At 70.9% G+C, this 13,689-nt stretch carries 16 protein-coding genes; 7 read left to right on the forward strand and 9 right to left on the reverse strand.

The genetic code is table 11. From position 1 onward, the window contains the following. Nucleotides 1-212 precede the first annotated feature (212 nt). Nucleotides 213-1,469, forward strand: a complete 1,257-nt coding sequence (serB, locus tag ACIP63_RS00080; RefSeq protein ID WP_401509946.1) for a phosphoserine phosphatase SerB — start codon at nt 213-215, stop codon at nt 1,467-1,469. Nucleotides 1,470-1,527: 58 nt separating this feature from the next. Here the strand turns inward: serB and ACIP63_RS00085 are convergent, their stop codons facing one another. The 4 genes from ACIP63_RS00085 to ACIP63_RS00100 form a co-directional block, all read right to left on the reverse strand. Further along, nucleotides 1,528-2,046 (reverse strand): SixA phosphatase family protein, encoded by a 519-nt coding sequence (locus tag ACIP63_RS00085; protein ID WP_401509948.1) that lies wholly within the window; start codon nt 2,044-2,046, stop codon nt 1,528-1,530. 99 nt (nt 2,047-2,145) lie between these two features. Next, nucleotides 2,146-2,355 (reverse strand): hypothetical protein, encoded by a 210-nt coding sequence (locus ACIP63_RS00090; RefSeq protein ID WP_393755052.1) that lies wholly within the window; start codon nt 2,353-2,355, stop codon nt 2,146-2,148. Nucleotides 2,356-2,492: 137 nt separating this feature from the next. Beyond that, nucleotides 2,493-2,609 carry an SGM_5486 family transporter-associated protein gene (locus ACIP63_RS00095; protein ID WP_086010434.1) on the reverse strand — a complete coding sequence of 39 codons (117 nt, stop codon included), beginning with the start codon at nt 2,607-2,609 and terminating at the stop codon, nt 2,493-2,495. A 17-nt stretch (nt 2,610-2,626) separates the two neighbouring features. Next, nucleotides 2,627-3,904, reverse strand: coding sequence for a CynX/NimT family MFS transporter (locus tag ACIP63_RS00100; RefSeq protein ID WP_401509950.1), 1,278 nt, complete (start codon nt 3,902-3,904; stop codon nt 2,627-2,629). Nucleotides 3,905-4,049: 145 nt separating this feature from the next. On the opposite strand from ACIP63_RS00100, the gene ACIP63_RS00105 reads away from it, so the two are divergent. Beyond that, a complete protein-coding gene (locus ACIP63_RS00105) occupies nt 4,050-4,724 on the forward strand; it encodes a FadR/GntR family transcriptional regulator (protein WP_401509952.1) in 675 nt (224 codons plus the stop codon). A gap of 11 nt (nt 4,725-4,735) precedes the next feature. Here ACIP63_RS00105 and ACIP63_RS00110 read toward each other — a convergent pair whose 3' ends face one another. The 3 genes from ACIP63_RS00110 to fabG all read right to left on the reverse strand — a co-directional run bounded on the left by ACIP63_RS00110 (nt 4,736) and on the right by fabG (nt 6,755). Continuing rightward, a complete protein-coding gene (locus ACIP63_RS00110) occupies nt 4,736-5,104 on the reverse strand; it encodes a hypothetical protein (protein ID WP_401509954.1) in 369 nt (122 codons plus the stop codon). A gap of 158 nt (nt 5,105-5,262) precedes the next feature. Continuing rightward, complete coding sequence (gene fabI / locus ACIP63_RS00115) at nt 5,263-6,030, reverse strand: enoyl-ACP reductase FabI (protein WP_401509956.1); 768 nt, start codon at nt 6,028-6,030, stop codon at nt 5,263-5,265. Nucleotides 6,031-6,035: 5 nt separating this feature from the next. Further along, nucleotides 6,036-6,755 carry a 3-oxoacyl-[acyl-carrier-protein] reductase gene (gene fabG, locus ACIP63_RS00120; RefSeq protein ID WP_099175996.1) on the reverse strand — a complete coding sequence of 240 codons (720 nt, stop codon included), beginning with the start codon at nt 6,753-6,755 and terminating at the stop codon, nt 6,036-6,038. A 221-nt stretch (nt 6,756-6,976) separates the two neighbouring features. Between fabG and ACIP63_RS00125 the strand changes: the two genes are divergently transcribed. The 3 genes from ACIP63_RS00125 to tyrS are packed head-to-tail and all read left to right on the forward strand — an operon-like array spanning nt 6,977 to nt 11,212. Then, nucleotides 6,977-8,500, forward strand: a complete 1,524-nt coding sequence (locus tag ACIP63_RS00125; RefSeq protein ID WP_104790081.1) for a TldD/PmbA family protein — start codon at nt 6,977-6,979, stop codon at nt 8,498-8,500. Next, nucleotides 8,497-9,891 (forward strand): metallopeptidase TldD-related protein, encoded by a 1,395-nt coding sequence (locus ACIP63_RS00130; protein WP_401509957.1) that lies wholly within the window; start codon nt 8,497-8,499, stop codon nt 9,889-9,891. The genes ACIP63_RS00125 and ACIP63_RS00130 overlap by 4 nt, the downstream gene beginning before the upstream one ends. 52 nt (nt 9,892-9,943) lie before the next feature. Then, on the forward strand, nt 9,944-11,212 hold the full coding sequence (gene tyrS / locus ACIP63_RS00135; protein ID WP_401509959.1) for a tyrosine--tRNA ligase: 1,269 nt from the start codon (nt 9,944-9,946) through the stop codon (nt 11,210-11,212). A 73-nt stretch (nt 11,213-11,285) separates the two neighbouring features. Here the strand turns inward: tyrS and ACIP63_RS00140 are convergent, their stop codons facing one another. Continuing rightward, nucleotides 11,286-11,570 carry a GlsB/YeaQ/YmgE family stress response membrane protein gene (locus tag ACIP63_RS00140; RefSeq protein ID WP_401509961.1) on the reverse strand — a complete coding sequence of 95 codons (285 nt, stop codon included), beginning with the start codon at nt 11,568-11,570 and terminating at the stop codon, nt 11,286-11,288. A 213-nt stretch (nt 11,571-11,783) separates the two neighbouring features. Here ACIP63_RS00140 and ACIP63_RS00145 point away from each other — a divergent pair, with 213 nt between their 5' ends. Together ACIP63_RS00145 and ACIP63_RS00150 are read left to right on the forward strand one after the other, a co-directional pair. Beyond that, nucleotides 11,784-12,170, forward strand: coding sequence for a DUF3099 domain-containing protein (locus ACIP63_RS00145; RefSeq protein ID WP_401509963.1), 387 nt, complete (start codon nt 11,784-11,786; stop codon nt 12,168-12,170). 218 nt (nt 12,171-12,388) lie between these two features. Further along, the gene (locus ACIP63_RS00150) at nt 12,389-12,637 is read left to right on the forward strand and encodes a hypothetical protein (protein WP_401509964.1); all 249 of its coding nucleotides are present in this window, start codon (nt 12,389-12,391) and stop codon (nt 12,635-12,637) included. Here ACIP63_RS00150 and moaA read toward each other — a convergent pair. Continuing rightward, the gene (gene moaA, locus ACIP63_RS00155; protein ID WP_401509966.1) at nt 12,620-13,609 is read right to left on the reverse strand and encodes a GTP 3',8-cyclase MoaA; all 990 of its coding nucleotides are present in this window, start codon (nt 13,607-13,609) and stop codon (nt 12,620-12,622) included. The genes ACIP63_RS00150 and moaA overlap by 18 nt on opposite strands. Nucleotides 13,610-13,689 lie beyond the last annotated feature (80 nt).

The raw sequence follows: 13,689 nt of genomic DNA on the forward strand, positions 1-13,689 counted from the left end.
CAGGAGCGGTCCCGTTACGGAAAGCCGGGCGGCGTGAAGAGCGCGCGGAGGCTCTCCGTCCGCACCGGCGACTCGGGAGAAATGGGTCCGGAGCATCCCATCCGCGCCGCCCGGCCCCCCGCCCGGCGTCCGCGCAGACGGCCGGCCTCCGGCTGTCCGCCACTCGGGACGGCTTCGGAGCCCGACCCGCCGCCCTATACGGTGGGACCACCATGAGCGCATCTCAGCCACCTCGGTCACCCCGGTCTCCTGAGCCCCCCGAGTCCCCTCGGGACACGGACGCCCCCACTCTTCTCGTCAAGATCTTCGGGAAGGACCGGCCGGGCATCACCGCCGGACTTTTCGACACTCTCGCCGCCTATGCCGTCGACGTCGTGGACATCGAGCAGGTCGTCACCCGTGGCCGCATCGTCCTGTGCGCCCTGGTGACCTCGCCTACGCCCGACGGCACGACGGAGGGCGACCTCCGGGCGACCGTGCACAGCTGGGCGGAGTCGCTGAAGCTCCAGGCCGAGATCATCTCGGGCACGGGCGACAACCGTCCCCGCGGCTCCGGCCGTTCCCATGTGACCGTGCTGGGGCACCCGCTGACCGCGGAGTCCACGGCGGTGATAGCGGCCAGGATCACCTCGACCGGCGGCAACATCGACCGGATCTTCCGCCTGGCGAAGTACCCCGTCACCGCCGTCGAGTTCGCGGTGTCCGGAGCCGGCACCGAGGAACTGCGGACGGCGCTGGCGACGGAGGCCGCGAACATCGGCGTCGACATCGCCGTCATGTCGGCCGGGCTGAGCCGCCGGGCGCAGCGGCTGGTCGTCATGGACGTGGACTCGACGCTCATCCAGGACGAGGTCATCGAGCTCTTCGCGGCCCACGCCGGCTGCGAGGCCGAGGTCGCCGCGGTGACCGAGCAGGCGATGCGCGGCGAGCTCGACTTCGAGCAGTCGCTGCACGCGCGGGTGGCGCTGCTGGCCGGGCTCGACGTGTCGGTGGTGGAGAAGGTGCGTGCGGAGGTGCGGCTGACCCCCGGTGCCCGCACCCTGATCCGGACGCTGAAGCGGCTCGGCTACCAAGTGGGCGTGGTCTCGGGAGGGTTCACCCAGGTCACGGACGACCTCAAGGAGCGTCTCGGGCTCGACTTCGCCTCCGCCAACACGCTGGAGGTCGTCGACGGCAAGCTCACCGGCCGGGTCGTGGGCGACATCGTGGACCGGGCGGGCAAGGCCCGGCTGCTGCGCAGTTTCGCGGAGCAGGCGGGGGTGCCGCTGGCGCAGACGGTGGCGATCGGTGATGGTGCCAACGATCTGGACATGCTGAACACCGCGGGCCTGGGTGTCGCCTTCAACGCCAAGCCCGTCGTCCGTCGGGCCGCCCATACGGCGGTGAACGTCCCCTTCCTGGACACCGTGCTGTATCTGCTCGGGATCACCCGTGAAGAGGTCGAGACGGCCGACGGTCTGGTGGACTGACCGCACGCCGAGGAGCCCCGGCACAGCTGCTGTGCCGGGGCTCCGTCGCGCGTCGTGCTCAGTCGTTCGGCGTCCAGTACTCGACGAGCTTGCCCGCGCCGTGTTCCAGGCTCTTCCACGAGCCGGGGAACTCGACGACTGCGTAGGCGGCCGTCGGGAAGCCGTCCTTGGTCATCCGGGCGAGAGCATCGCCCCCGGCCGACCCGCTGAGGGCGTCCGCGGCACCGTGCATACCGGGGTTGTGGCCGATGACCAGCAGATTCCGCACGTCGTCGGGCGTCTCGTTGAACAAGGCGATCAGTTCGCCGAGGGAGGCCTCGTACAGCCTCTCCTCGTACACGGTCCTGGGGCGCTGCGCGAATTCGTGGACCGCGAGCTTCCAGGTCTCGCGGGTCCTGGTGGCGGTCGAGCACAGAGCCAGGTCGAAGACGGTCCCTGAATGGGCCAGCCGGCGGCCGGCGACGGGGGCGTCCTTCCTGCCCCGTTCCGCCAGTGGCCGCTCATGGTCGGACTCCTGCGACCATTCCGCCTTTGCATGCCTGAGAAGGACGATCCTGCGAGGTGTATCGGCGCTCATACACCTCAGCTTCGCACGAATTGTGCCTCCGGGCGCAGGGTGTTGACGTGCTCGCCCGTAGGGGGTGAAGGAAGGGCGGCGGGGTGTGTACGGGGCCGGTCAGGCGGGCAGCAGCCCCGCGATGTGCCCGAGCAGCCGCCCGAGGGCGGGGTCGCCGGCCGAGGCGTGCGCCTGGCCGGGTTCCACGATCAGCAGGAGGAGCGCCGCGAAGGCGAGTGCGGGCAGCGCGACGGCCCACCACGGCAGCCTGACCTCGACGGAGTCCGTGGCGGCCGGGCGGTGGGTCCGGGTGTGTGTACGGGCCGACATGTCCGCCTCCGTGGGTCCTCGGCTGTGTTACCCAGAACCTACGGGCCGGCCGGCGGCGGTCCCATCCGGTGACCCACCCACTCGACCCTGAACCTGGCCCCCTAGGGGACAGGGGGGCCTGCCCCACCCCCGCGGGGTCAGGGGGAGGCGATCGTGGCGATCACGCCGATGACTACGGAGATGAGAAGCATCGTCCCGAAGACGAGGAGCAGCTTCTTCTGACCGTTCTGGGGATTCGGATCGAGCACTGGCATGGGCACAGTCTCGCATCTCAGCATTCGTCCTCGATCGCCCGGTCCCGCCCCGCGAGGATACCGGCGATCGTCTGGGGCACGAGGAGGGCCGCCATGAGGGCGAGCGGCAGGCCCCAGCCTCCGCTGTGCTGGTAGAGCACGCCGACCAGCAGGGGACCGGGGATCGAGAGCAGGTAGCCGGTGGACTGCGCGAAGGCGGAGAGCCTGACCACGCCCGCGCCGGTCCGCGAACGCATCCCGATCATGGTGAGGGCCAGCGGGAAGGCGCAGTTGGCGACGCCCAGCAGCAGCGCCCAGAGCCAGGCGCCGCCGGCCGGGGCCAGGTAGAGGCCCGCGTAGCCGAGAAGGCCGCAGCCGCTGAGGACGAGGACGATCGGGCCCTGGGTCCGCAGCCGGGTGGCGACCCGGGGGATGACGAAGGCGAGGGGTACGCCCATGGCCATGACCACGGCGAGCAGGACGCCCGCGGTGCCCGCCGAGATCCCCGCGTCACGGAAGATCTGCGGGATCCAGCCCATGGTGATGTACGCGGCCGTGGCCTGGAGCCCGAAGAAGCAGGCGAGCGCCCAGGAGGTACGGCTGCGGGTGATCCTGAGGGCGGGGGCCTGCCCCCCGGCACGCCCCGCGGCCTGCCCGGCGCTCGTACCGCGGTCCCGTACGAGCGGGATCCAGGGCAGGATCGCGACGGCCGACAGCCCCGCCCAGACCGCCAGTCCCGTCTTCCAGCTGCCGCCCAGCGCGTCCGTGAGGGGCACGGTGAGGGCGGCAGCGAGGGCGGTGCCGAGGGCCAGGGCCATCGAGTACAGGCCTGTCACGGTGCCGACCCGGTCGGGGAACCAGCGCTTGACGATGACGGGCATCAGGACGTTGCTGACGGCGATGCCCATCAGGGCGAGGGCGCTGGCGGCGAGGAACCCTGCCGTACCGCCGGCGAACGGGCGGATCAGCAGGCCGGCGGTGATGGCCACCATGCCCGCGCAGACGACTGCGCCGGCACCGAACCGGCGGGCCAGCCGGGGCGCCATGAAGCCGAACAGCGCGAAACAGAGCGGCGGCACGGAGGTGAGGACGCCGGCGACGCTGCCGCTCATGTGCAGGGTGTCCCGGACCTCTTCGAGGAGCGGGCCGAGGCTGGTGATGGCGGGCCGGAGGTTGAGCGCGGCGAGGACCAGACCGACGGTGACGATCCGCAGCACCCAGGGGGAAGGCACGGGCGGGGCGCTCCCCGGCACGGGTGTACGGGGGTCGGCGGGAGGGCTCAGGGTCGGGGTCTCGTCGTGACGCATGAGACCCATCATAGAATCATGGGATGATTGACTGTCCACTCCGGTTCCCTTCCTGGGACAATCGGAACGACGATCCGACGGGCCCGCACCTCACGGACCGCATTCCGGACCACCTTTCCGGTCCACCTCTTCCGGACCACGAGCAAGGAGCACCATGGCGCTGACGTCCACGCGGCGTTCGGCTCTCGCCGACCAGGTGATTGCCCAGCTGAGGAACCAGATCACCACGGGCGAGTGGCCCGTGGGCTCACGGATCCCCACCGAGCCCGAGCTGGTCGAGCAGCTCGGGGTCGCACGCAACACGGTGCGCGAGGCGGTGCGCGCCCTGGCGCACAACGGGCTGCTGGACATCCGCCAGGGCTCCGGCACGTACGTGGTGGCGACCAGTGAGCTGGCCGGGGTGATGCACCGCCGGTTCGCGGACGCCGACCCCCGGCACGTCGCCGAGCTGCGCTCCACGCTGGAGTCCTCGGCGGCCCGGCTCGCCGCCCTGCGCCGCACGGACCGGGACCTGCGGCAGCTGGACGCGCTGATGGTCCGGCGCCAGGAGACCTGGGCGTCCGGGGACGCGGAGGCCTTCGTGGCCGCCGACGCGACACTGCACCTCGCCGTGGTCGCGGCCTCGCACAACGACGTACTGACCGAGCTCTACGCCGACCTGAACGACCTGCTCCGTGACTACCTGCGCGACGACGTGGGCTCGAAGCTCGGGCCGCAGGAGCTCATGGACCACGCGCGGCTCGTCGAGGCGATCCGGGCGGGGGACGCGGAGACGGCCGCCGCCGAGGCGGCGGCCCACGCGCTGGACTGCCTGCGGGAGCGGGTCTGAGCTCCCCGTCCTTACGACGCCGAGTGGCTGACCCAGGCCGAGCCGACCTCTTTCCAGCAGCGGTCCTCGAGCTTGACCGTCCGGCCCGGCTGCACCGCGACGGCCACGCCGTCGGCGTCGACGTCCCACCAGCGCGCGCACTCGGTGTGGAGCCGGACGAGATCGGTCGTGGGGTACGGGTTGTGGCAGTAGGCGACCACCCGGGATCCCTCGACCGACGTACGGCATTCGGCGCCCGAGGGCTCCGGTTCCGGTGCGAGGGGTGCGGCCGCGCCGCTCCCCGCCCGGTTGGCCGCGCTGACGGCCACCGGGGCCAGGAGCCCCGCGACCACGGCCGCCGCTGCGAGCAGGGCCCAGGTCCGGCGACGTGTGGAGCGCACAACGATCTCCTCCCCACAGCCTGACCAAAAGTCCGGTTCCCCCACATTCTGCGGTGGAACGGCCATCTTTTCGACTTGAGCGCCGGGAGGGCCGGAGGCACGCGCGACGGCCGCGTGCCCCGGCGAGGGGTACGCGGCCGTCGGTGGGACCGGGCGGGTCAGGCGCCCATCATGTGCACGCCGCCGTCGACGTGGATGATCTCGCCCGTCGTCTTCGGGAAGAAGTCGGAGAGCAGCGCCACGATGCCGCGGCCGGCCGGCTCGGGGTCGGCCATGTCCCACTCCAGCGGGGAGCGGTGGTTCCAGACGTCCGCGAGCTCGCCGAAGCCCGGGATGGACTTGGCGGCCATGGAGCCGAGCGGTCCGGCCGAGACCAGGTTGCAGCGGATGCTGTCCTTGCCGAGGTCACGGGCGAGGTAGCGGGAGGTGGCCTCCAGCGCCGCCTTGGCCGGGCCCATCCAGTCGTACTGCGGCCAGGCGAACTGCGCGTCGAAGGTGAGGCCGACGATCGAGCCGCCGTCGTTCATCAGGGGCTTGCAGGCCATGGCGAGCGACTTCAGCGAGAACGCCGAGACGTGCATCGCGGTGGCGACCGACTCGAACGGGGTGTTCAGGAAGTTGCCGCCGAGCGCGTCCTGCGGCGCGAAGCCGATGGAGTGCACGACGCCGTCGAGCGAGCCGAGCTCCTCCTTGACCAGGCCGGCGAGGCGCTCCAGGTGCTCGTCGTTGGTGACGTCCAGCTCGAGGACCTTGACGGGCTTCGGGAGCTTCCTGGCGATGCGCTCGGTCAGCGTCGGCCGGGGGAACGCCGTCAGGATGACCTCGGCGCCCTGCTCCTGGGCCACCTTCGCGGCGTGGAAAGCGATGGACGACTCCATCAGCACACCCGTGATGAGGATGCGCTTGCCGTCGAGAATTCCGCTCATGGTGATCAGTGACCCATGCCCAATCCGCCGTCAACGGGAATGACGGCTCCAGTGATGTACGAGGCGTCGTCGGACGCGAGGAAGCGCACCGCGGCGGCGATCTCGGCGGGCTGCGCGTAGCGCCCGAGCGGCACCTGCGACACGATGCCCTTGCGCTGCTCGTCCGTGAGCACCTGGGTCATGTCGGTGTCGACGAACCCGGGTGCGACGACGTTGAACGTGATGTTCCGCGAGCCGAGCTCACGGGCCAGCGACCGGGCGAAGCCGACCAGGCCCGCCTTGGACGCCGCGTAGTTGGCCTGTCCGGCCGAGCCGAGGAGGCCGACGACGGAGGAGATGAGGACGACACGGCCCTTCTTGGCGCGCAGCATCGCGCGGTTGGCCCGCTTGACGACGCGGAAGGTGCCGGTGAGGTTGGTGTCGACCACGGACGTGAAGTCGTCCTCGGTCATCCGCATCAGCAACTGGTCCTTGGTGATACCGGCGTTGGCGACCAGCACCTCCACGGGACCGTGCTTCTCCTCGATCTCCTTGTAGGCCTGCTCCACCTGCTCGGTGTCGGTGATGTCGCACCGGACCGCGAGGACGCCCGCTTCGGTGAGCGCCTGCGGCGGCTCTCCGGAGCGGTAGGTGACGGCCACCTTGTCGCCGTTGTCGGCGAAGGCGCGGGCGATGGCGAGGCCGATGCCCCGGTTTCCTCCGGTGACGAGAACCGAGCGGCTCAACGGATCACCCTTTCCTTGGCGGTCTGGTACATCGAAAACCTATCGGTACCACCCCTCATCCAAGGAATCGGCCTCTGACAGCGCCGCCGGGCCGCGACTGTTGGATCCCTACAGAACGGTCCGGCCGGGACACGGCAACGTAAAACCGGAGCACGGGGAGGCCGCGACCCCCCATGATTCACTGCGGAGACATTTACAGAGGTGGAGAAGGGGAGGCCCGCGTGGCCCACGAGGTAGATCAGTCGTTCCTGGCCCTGCCGCTGCGTGCCCTCGCCGACGCGGCTCTCGCCCGCGCCCGTGCGCTCGGCGCCGTACACGCGGATTTCCGGTTCGAGCGGGTGCGCGGCGCCTCGTGGCGGCTGCGGGACGCCCGGCCGTCCGGGACGTCGGACACCACCGACACCGGATACGCGGTCAGGGTGGTGCACGGCGGGGCCTGGGGGTTCGCGTCCGGGGTGGACCTGACGATGGACGCGGCGGCGAAGGTGGCCTCGCAGGCCGTCGCCATGGCCAAGCTGTCCGCGAAGGTGATCGCGGCGGCCGGCTCCGACGAGCGCGTGGAGCTGGCGGACGAGCCGGTGCACGGCGAGCGGACCTGGGTGTCGGCGTACGAGCGGGACCCCTTCGACGTACCCGACGCCGAGAAGGCCGGGCTGCTCGCCGAGTGGAGCGCGCGCCTGCTGCGGGCCGACGGGGTCGCACACGTGGACGCCTCGCTGATGACGGTCCACGAGAACAAGTTCTACGCGGACACCGCCGGCACGGTCACCACCCAGCAGCGGGTGCGGGTGCATCCGCAGCTGACCGCGGTGGCCGTGGACGGTACGACCGGTGAGTTCGACTCGATGCGGACGATCGCTCCGCCGGTGGGCCGGGGCTGGGAGTACCTCACGGGCACCGGCTGGGACTGGGACGCGGAGCTGGAGCGCATCCCGGGGCTGCTGGCCGAGAAGATGCGGGCGCCGAGCGTCGAGGCGGGGACGTACGACCTGGTGGTCGACCCGTCCAATCTCTGGCTGACCATCCACGAGTCGATCGGCCACGCGACCGAGCTGGACCGGGCGCTGGGCTACGAGGCGGCGTACGCGGGGACCTCGTTCGCGACCTTCGACCAGCTGGGGAAGCTGACGTACGGCTCCCCCGTGATGAACGTGACCGGTGACCGCACCGCCGAGCACGGGCTCGCGACCGTCGGCTACGACGACGAGGGCGTCGAGGCCCAGTCCTGGGACCTGGTCAAGGACGGCACCCTGGTCGGCTACCAGACGGACCGGCGCATCGCGAAGCTGACGGGCCTGGGCCGGTCCAACGGGTGCGCGTACGCCGACTCGCCGGAGCACGTCCCCGTGCAGCGCATGGCGAACGTCTCGTTGCGGCCGGATCCGGGCGGGCTCTCCACGGAGGACCTGATCGGCGGGGTGGAGCGCGGGATCTATGTGGTCGGCGACCGGTCGTGGTCCATCGACATGCAGAGGTACAACTTTCAATTTACCGGGCAGCGGTTCTTCAGGATCGAGAACGGCAGGCTGGCGGGCCAGCTGCGGGACGTGGCCTACCAGGCGACGACGACGGACTTCTGGGGCTCGATGGAGAAGGTCGGCGGCCCGCAGACCTACGTCCTGGGCGGCGCTTTCAACTGCGGCAAGGCCCAGCCCGGTCAGGTCGCGGCCGTCTCGCACGGCTGCCCCTCCGCCCTCTTCCGAGGCGTGAACATCCTCAACACGACGCAGGAGGCCGGGCGATGAGCCGCGTCAGCAAGCCGTACGAGATCGTCGAGCGCGCACTGGAGCTGTCCACCGCCGACGGCTGCGTCGTCGTCGCGGACGAGAACTCCTCCGCCAATCTGCGCTGGGCCGGCAACGCGCTCACCACGAACGGCGTGACGCGGGGGCGGACCCTGACCGTGATCGCGACCGTGGACGGCGCGGAGGGAACGGCATCGGGTGTGGTGTCCCGCTCGGCCGTCACGGCCGACGACCTGGAACCGCTGGTGCGGGCCGCCGAGGCCGCCGCGCGTGGTGCCGGTCCGGCCGAGGACGCGCAGCCGCTGGTGTCCGGGGTGCCGGTGTCCGCCGACTTCACGGAGCCGCCGGCCGAGACCGGTTCCGACGTCTTCGCCGACTTCGCCCCGGCGCTCGGCGACGCCTTCGCGCGGGCCCGCTCGGGCGGCCGTGAGCTGTACGGCTTCGCCCACCACCAGCTGAGCTCGACGTATCTGGGTACGTCGACGGGGCTGCGGCTGCGCCACGACCAGCCGAACGGGACGCTGGAGCTGAACGCCAAGTCCCCGGACCGGACCCGTTCCGCCTGGGCGGGCCGGGCCACCCGGGACTTCAAGGACGTCGACCCGGCGGCCCTGGACGCGGAGCTTGCGCAGCGCCTGGGCTGGGCGGAGCGCCGGATCGAGCTGCCTGCCGGGCGCTACGAGACGCTGCTGCCGCCGACCGCGGTGGCCGACCTGCTGATCTACCAGTACTGGTCGGCGGGCGCGCGGGACGCCGCGGAGGGCCGGACGGTCTTCTCCCGGCCGGGCGGCGGTACGAGGATCGGCGAGACGCTCTCCGAGCTGCCGCTGACCCTGCGCAGCGATCCGCACGCCCCGGGGCTGGAGTCGGCCCCCTTCGTGATCGCGCACGCGTCGGGGGACGGTTCCTCGGTCTTCGACAACGGGCTGCCGCTGGCCCCGACGGACTGGATCAAGGACGGCAGGCTGGAGCGGCTGACCACGACCCGTCACTCCGCGGAGCTGACGGGCCTGCCGGTCGCCCCCTCGATGGACAACCTCGTCCTGGACGGCGGCGGTGAGCGGTCCCTGGAGGAGATGGTGGCCGCGACGACCGGCCGGGCCCTGCTGCTGACCTGCCTCTGGTACATCCGCGAGGTGGACCCGGCGACCCTGCTGCTGACCGGCCTCACCCGGGACGGCGTGTACCTGGTGGAGGACGGCGAGGTCCTGGGCGAGGTCAACAACTTCCGGTTCAACGAGTCGCCGGTCGGACTGCTGTCCCGGGCGTCGGAGGCGGGCCGTACGGAGAAGACGCTGCCGCGCGAGTGGGGCGACTACTTCACCCGGGCCGCGATGCCCGCGCTGCGCGTCCCCGACTTCCACATGAGCTCGGTCAGCCGGGGCGTATGACCCCCATAGACTGACCGGACACCCAATCGAACCCCGCAAGGAGAAAACGACCGTGACGGACATCGTCGACGAGCTGAAGTGGCGCGGGCTGTTCGCCCAGTCCACCGACGAGGACGCACTGCGCAAGGCTCTCGCGGACGGCCCGGTCACCTTCTATTGCGGCTTCGACCCGACCGCGGCGAGTCTGCACGTGGGCCATCTGGTGCAGGTGCTCACCATGCGCCGGCTCCAGCTCGCCGGGCTGAAGCCGCTCGCCCTGGTCGGCGGGGCGACCGGTCAGATCGGAGATCCGCGGCCGACCGCGGAGCGCACGCTGAACGACCCGGAGACCATCGCCGCGTGGGTCCAGCGCCTGCGCGGGCAGATCGAGCCCTTCCTCACCTTCGAGGGCCCGAACGCCGCCACGATGGTGAACAACCTGGACTGGACCGCGGGCCTGTCCGCGATCGAGTTCCTCCGGGACATCGGCAAGCACTTCCGGGTCAACAAGATGCTCACCAAGGACTCGGTGGCCCGCCGGCTGGAGTCGCAGGAGGGCATCAGCTACACGGAGTTCAGCTACCAGCTCCTCCAGGGCATGGACTACCTGGAGCTGTACCGGCGCTACGGCTGCACCCTCCAGCAGGGCGGCAGCGACCAGTGGGGCAACCTCACGGCGGGGATCGACCTGATCCACCGCCTGGAGCCGGGGGCCGCCGTGCACGCGCTGGCCACGCCGCTGATGGTGAAGGCCGACGGCACCAAGTTCGGCAAGTCCGAGAGCGGGGCCGTCTGGCTCGACCCGGAGATGACGACGCCGTACGCGTTCTACCAGTTCTGGCTGAATGTGGACGACCGGGACATCTCGACGTACATGCGCATCCTCAGCTTCAAGAGCCGCGAGGAGCTCGAGGAGCTGGAGCAGCTCACCGAGGAGCGCCCGCAGGCGCGTTCGGCGCAGCGGTCGCTGGCCGAGGAGCTGACGACGCTGGTACACGGCGGCGCGCAGTGCGCGGCGGTCATCGCGGCGTCGAAGGCGCTGTTCGGCCAGGGTGAGCTCGGCGAGCTGGACGAGGCGACGCTGAGCGCCGCACTGTCCGAGGTGCCGCACGCCCGGGTCACCGAGCTGGGCCCGGTGGTGGACCTCCTGGTCGAGGTCGGGCTCTCCGCGAGCAAGTCGGCCGCCCGCCGCACGGTCAAGGAGGGCGGGGCCTACGTGAACAACGCGAAGGTCACCGACGGGGAGAGCGCTCCGGCACACGAGGAGCTGCTGCACGGGCGCTGGCTGGTCCTGCGCCGGGGCAAGAAGAACCTGGCCGCCGTCGAGGTCACCGCCGGCTGACGCCGACGAGCACAGCACCGCGGCCGGTCACGCCTGAAGCGTGGCCGGCCGCGGTGCTGTGCCGTACCGGGGGTCAGGTTCGCTGCCTGTGGCCCCGTTTACCTCGGATCGACTGCCAGACCATGTCGCCGACGCCTACGACGACCACGGCACCGATCAGCTGCAGCACATGGCGGATCCAGTCGATCCCCTTGGTGTCGTTGACCCCGATCCACGTGGCCACGGCGTTGCCGAGGATGCTGCCGAGGATGCCGAACACCACCGTCAGCCAGAGGGGGATGTCCTGCTTCCCCGGCAGGATCGCCCGGGCGATCACACCAAGCACCAGACCTACGATGATTGCCCACAACCAGCTCATATCGCCTCCTCGTGCGGCGCGGTAGTGCGCACGTCAGCTCAGTCTCGACCCGCCGGGCATACGTCGCATGCCGGACAGGGCCGTACGTGGGAGCGCCGTCCGGACCCGGCCGTGCGGGACTCGCCCCGGTCTCGAAGGAGGCGGACGGCGGGCGTACCGTAGGAGCGCACCGTCCGGGGAAGTCCGGCACAGAGATCTGGTGGTGGAATCACGATGCGGAAGCAGAGCGGTACGGAGGTCTTCCGGATCACCGGCGCCCGCCAGGGACTTGCCGACGACGTGCGGGGCAGGCAGCGGCGCTACATCATCTCGATGTCCGTGCGCACCGTCTCCGTGGTGCTGGCCACGACCCTGTGGAATGTCGAGAGGCATGTGGCCGTGGTGGCGCTCGCTCTGGGCGTTCTGCTCCCTTATGTCGCGGTGGTCATCGCCAACGCCGGTCGCGAGAACGCCCCTTCACTTCCTACGACGTTCGTGCCCGCACCGATGCGGCCTGCTCTCGGCGCGGCCCCCGTGGCCGGCCCCGCGGAGCCCGCTCCGGAGCCGGTCACGGATCCCGGGCCGGCCGGCGGCGGGGGCGGTACGCGGCCCGCGGGCTGAGCGGAAGCGCTCCGCGAAGCTCAAGAAAAGCTCAGATCAATCATGACTTCCGGTGCACCTGACCCTGACCTCCGTGGCATACTTCGGGTGCGCTCCGCATCCCCCGTCGGAGCGACGGACCGACGCCGGGCAGCTCCCCCCGTGGCTGCTCGGCGTCGCCATTCTCCGGCGGGGATGCGTCGCGGAGGCCCCGGGCGGGAGCGCTTAGGGTTGAGGCCGTGAACTTCCCCGAGACTTCCGCCGAGAGCGCCACCGGCGCACCGGTCTGTTCCGCCAAGGGCTGCCGCGCCGACGCCGTGTGGGTGCTCGCCTGGAACAACCCCAAGCTGCACACCCCGGAGCGCCGCAAGACCTGGCTGGCCTGCGACGAGCACCGGGAGCACCTCTCCTCGTTCCTCGGTGTGCGCGGCTTCCTGAAGGATGTCGTGACGCTCGCGGAGTGGGAGTCCTCAGCCACCGATCGCTGACATGGGCCGGTCGGGCTGCAGGAAGGTCGGGTCGTCGAGGCCGGAGCCCGCCTTCTTGCCCCACATCGCGAGCTTCCAGATCCTGGCGATCTCCTCGTCCGGCGCGTCGGAACGCAGCGCGCCGCGCAGGTCCGTCTCCTCGCGGGCGAAGAGACAGGTGCGGACCTGTCCGTCGGCGGTGAGCCGGGTGCGGTCGCAGGCTCCGCAGAAGGGCCTGGTCACGGAGGCGATGACGCCGACGCGGTGCGGGCCGCCGTCCACGGTCCAGCGCTCGGCGGGGGCCGATCCGCGCTCCCCGTCACCTTCGGCGGTGAGGGTGAAGCGCGTGCGCAGCGAGGCGAGGATGTCGCCTGCCGTGATCATGCCGTCGCGCTTCCAGCCGTGCTGGGCGTCGAGCGGCATCTGTTCGATGAAGCGGAGCTCGTAGGCGTTGTCCACGGCCCAGGCGAGCAGGTCGGGGGCCTCGTCCTCGTTGAGCCCGGGCATGAGGACGGAGTTGACCTTGACGGGGGTGAGTCCGGCTTCGCGAGCGGCCTCCAGCCCGTCCAGTACGTCCTTGTGCCGGTCGCGGCGGGTGAGCGTCTTGAAGACGTCCGGGCGCAGGGTGTCCAGGGACACGTTGACCCGGTCGAGGCCTGCCGCCTTCAGTGCCGCTGCGGTGCGCTTGAGTCCGATCCCGTTGGTGGTGAGCGACATCCTGGGGCGGGGCTCCAGGGCGGCGCACCGCTCGACGATGGAGACGAGCCCGGGGCGGAGCAGGGGCTCGCCGCCGGTGAAGCGGACCTCGGTGATGCCGAGCTCCGTGACGGCGATCCGGATGAGCCGGACGATCTCGTCGTCGCTGAGCAGCTCGGTCCTGGACAGCCACTGCAGGCCTTCTTCGGGCATGCAGTAGGTACAGCGGAGATTGCACTTGTCGGTCAGTGAGACACGCAGGTCGGTGGCGACCCGGCCGTAGGTGTCGATGAGCACTGTGGGCCCCCTCCCCCGGTGATGTCCGCGGTTGCGGTCTGACACCTCCGAGACTACGCGAGGCCTGTGACTTCGCGGGG

Source organism: Streptomyces sp. NPDC088746 (assembly GCF_044751065.1).
GTDB lineage: Bacteria > Actinomycetota > Actinomycetes > Streptomycetales > Streptomycetaceae > Streptomyces.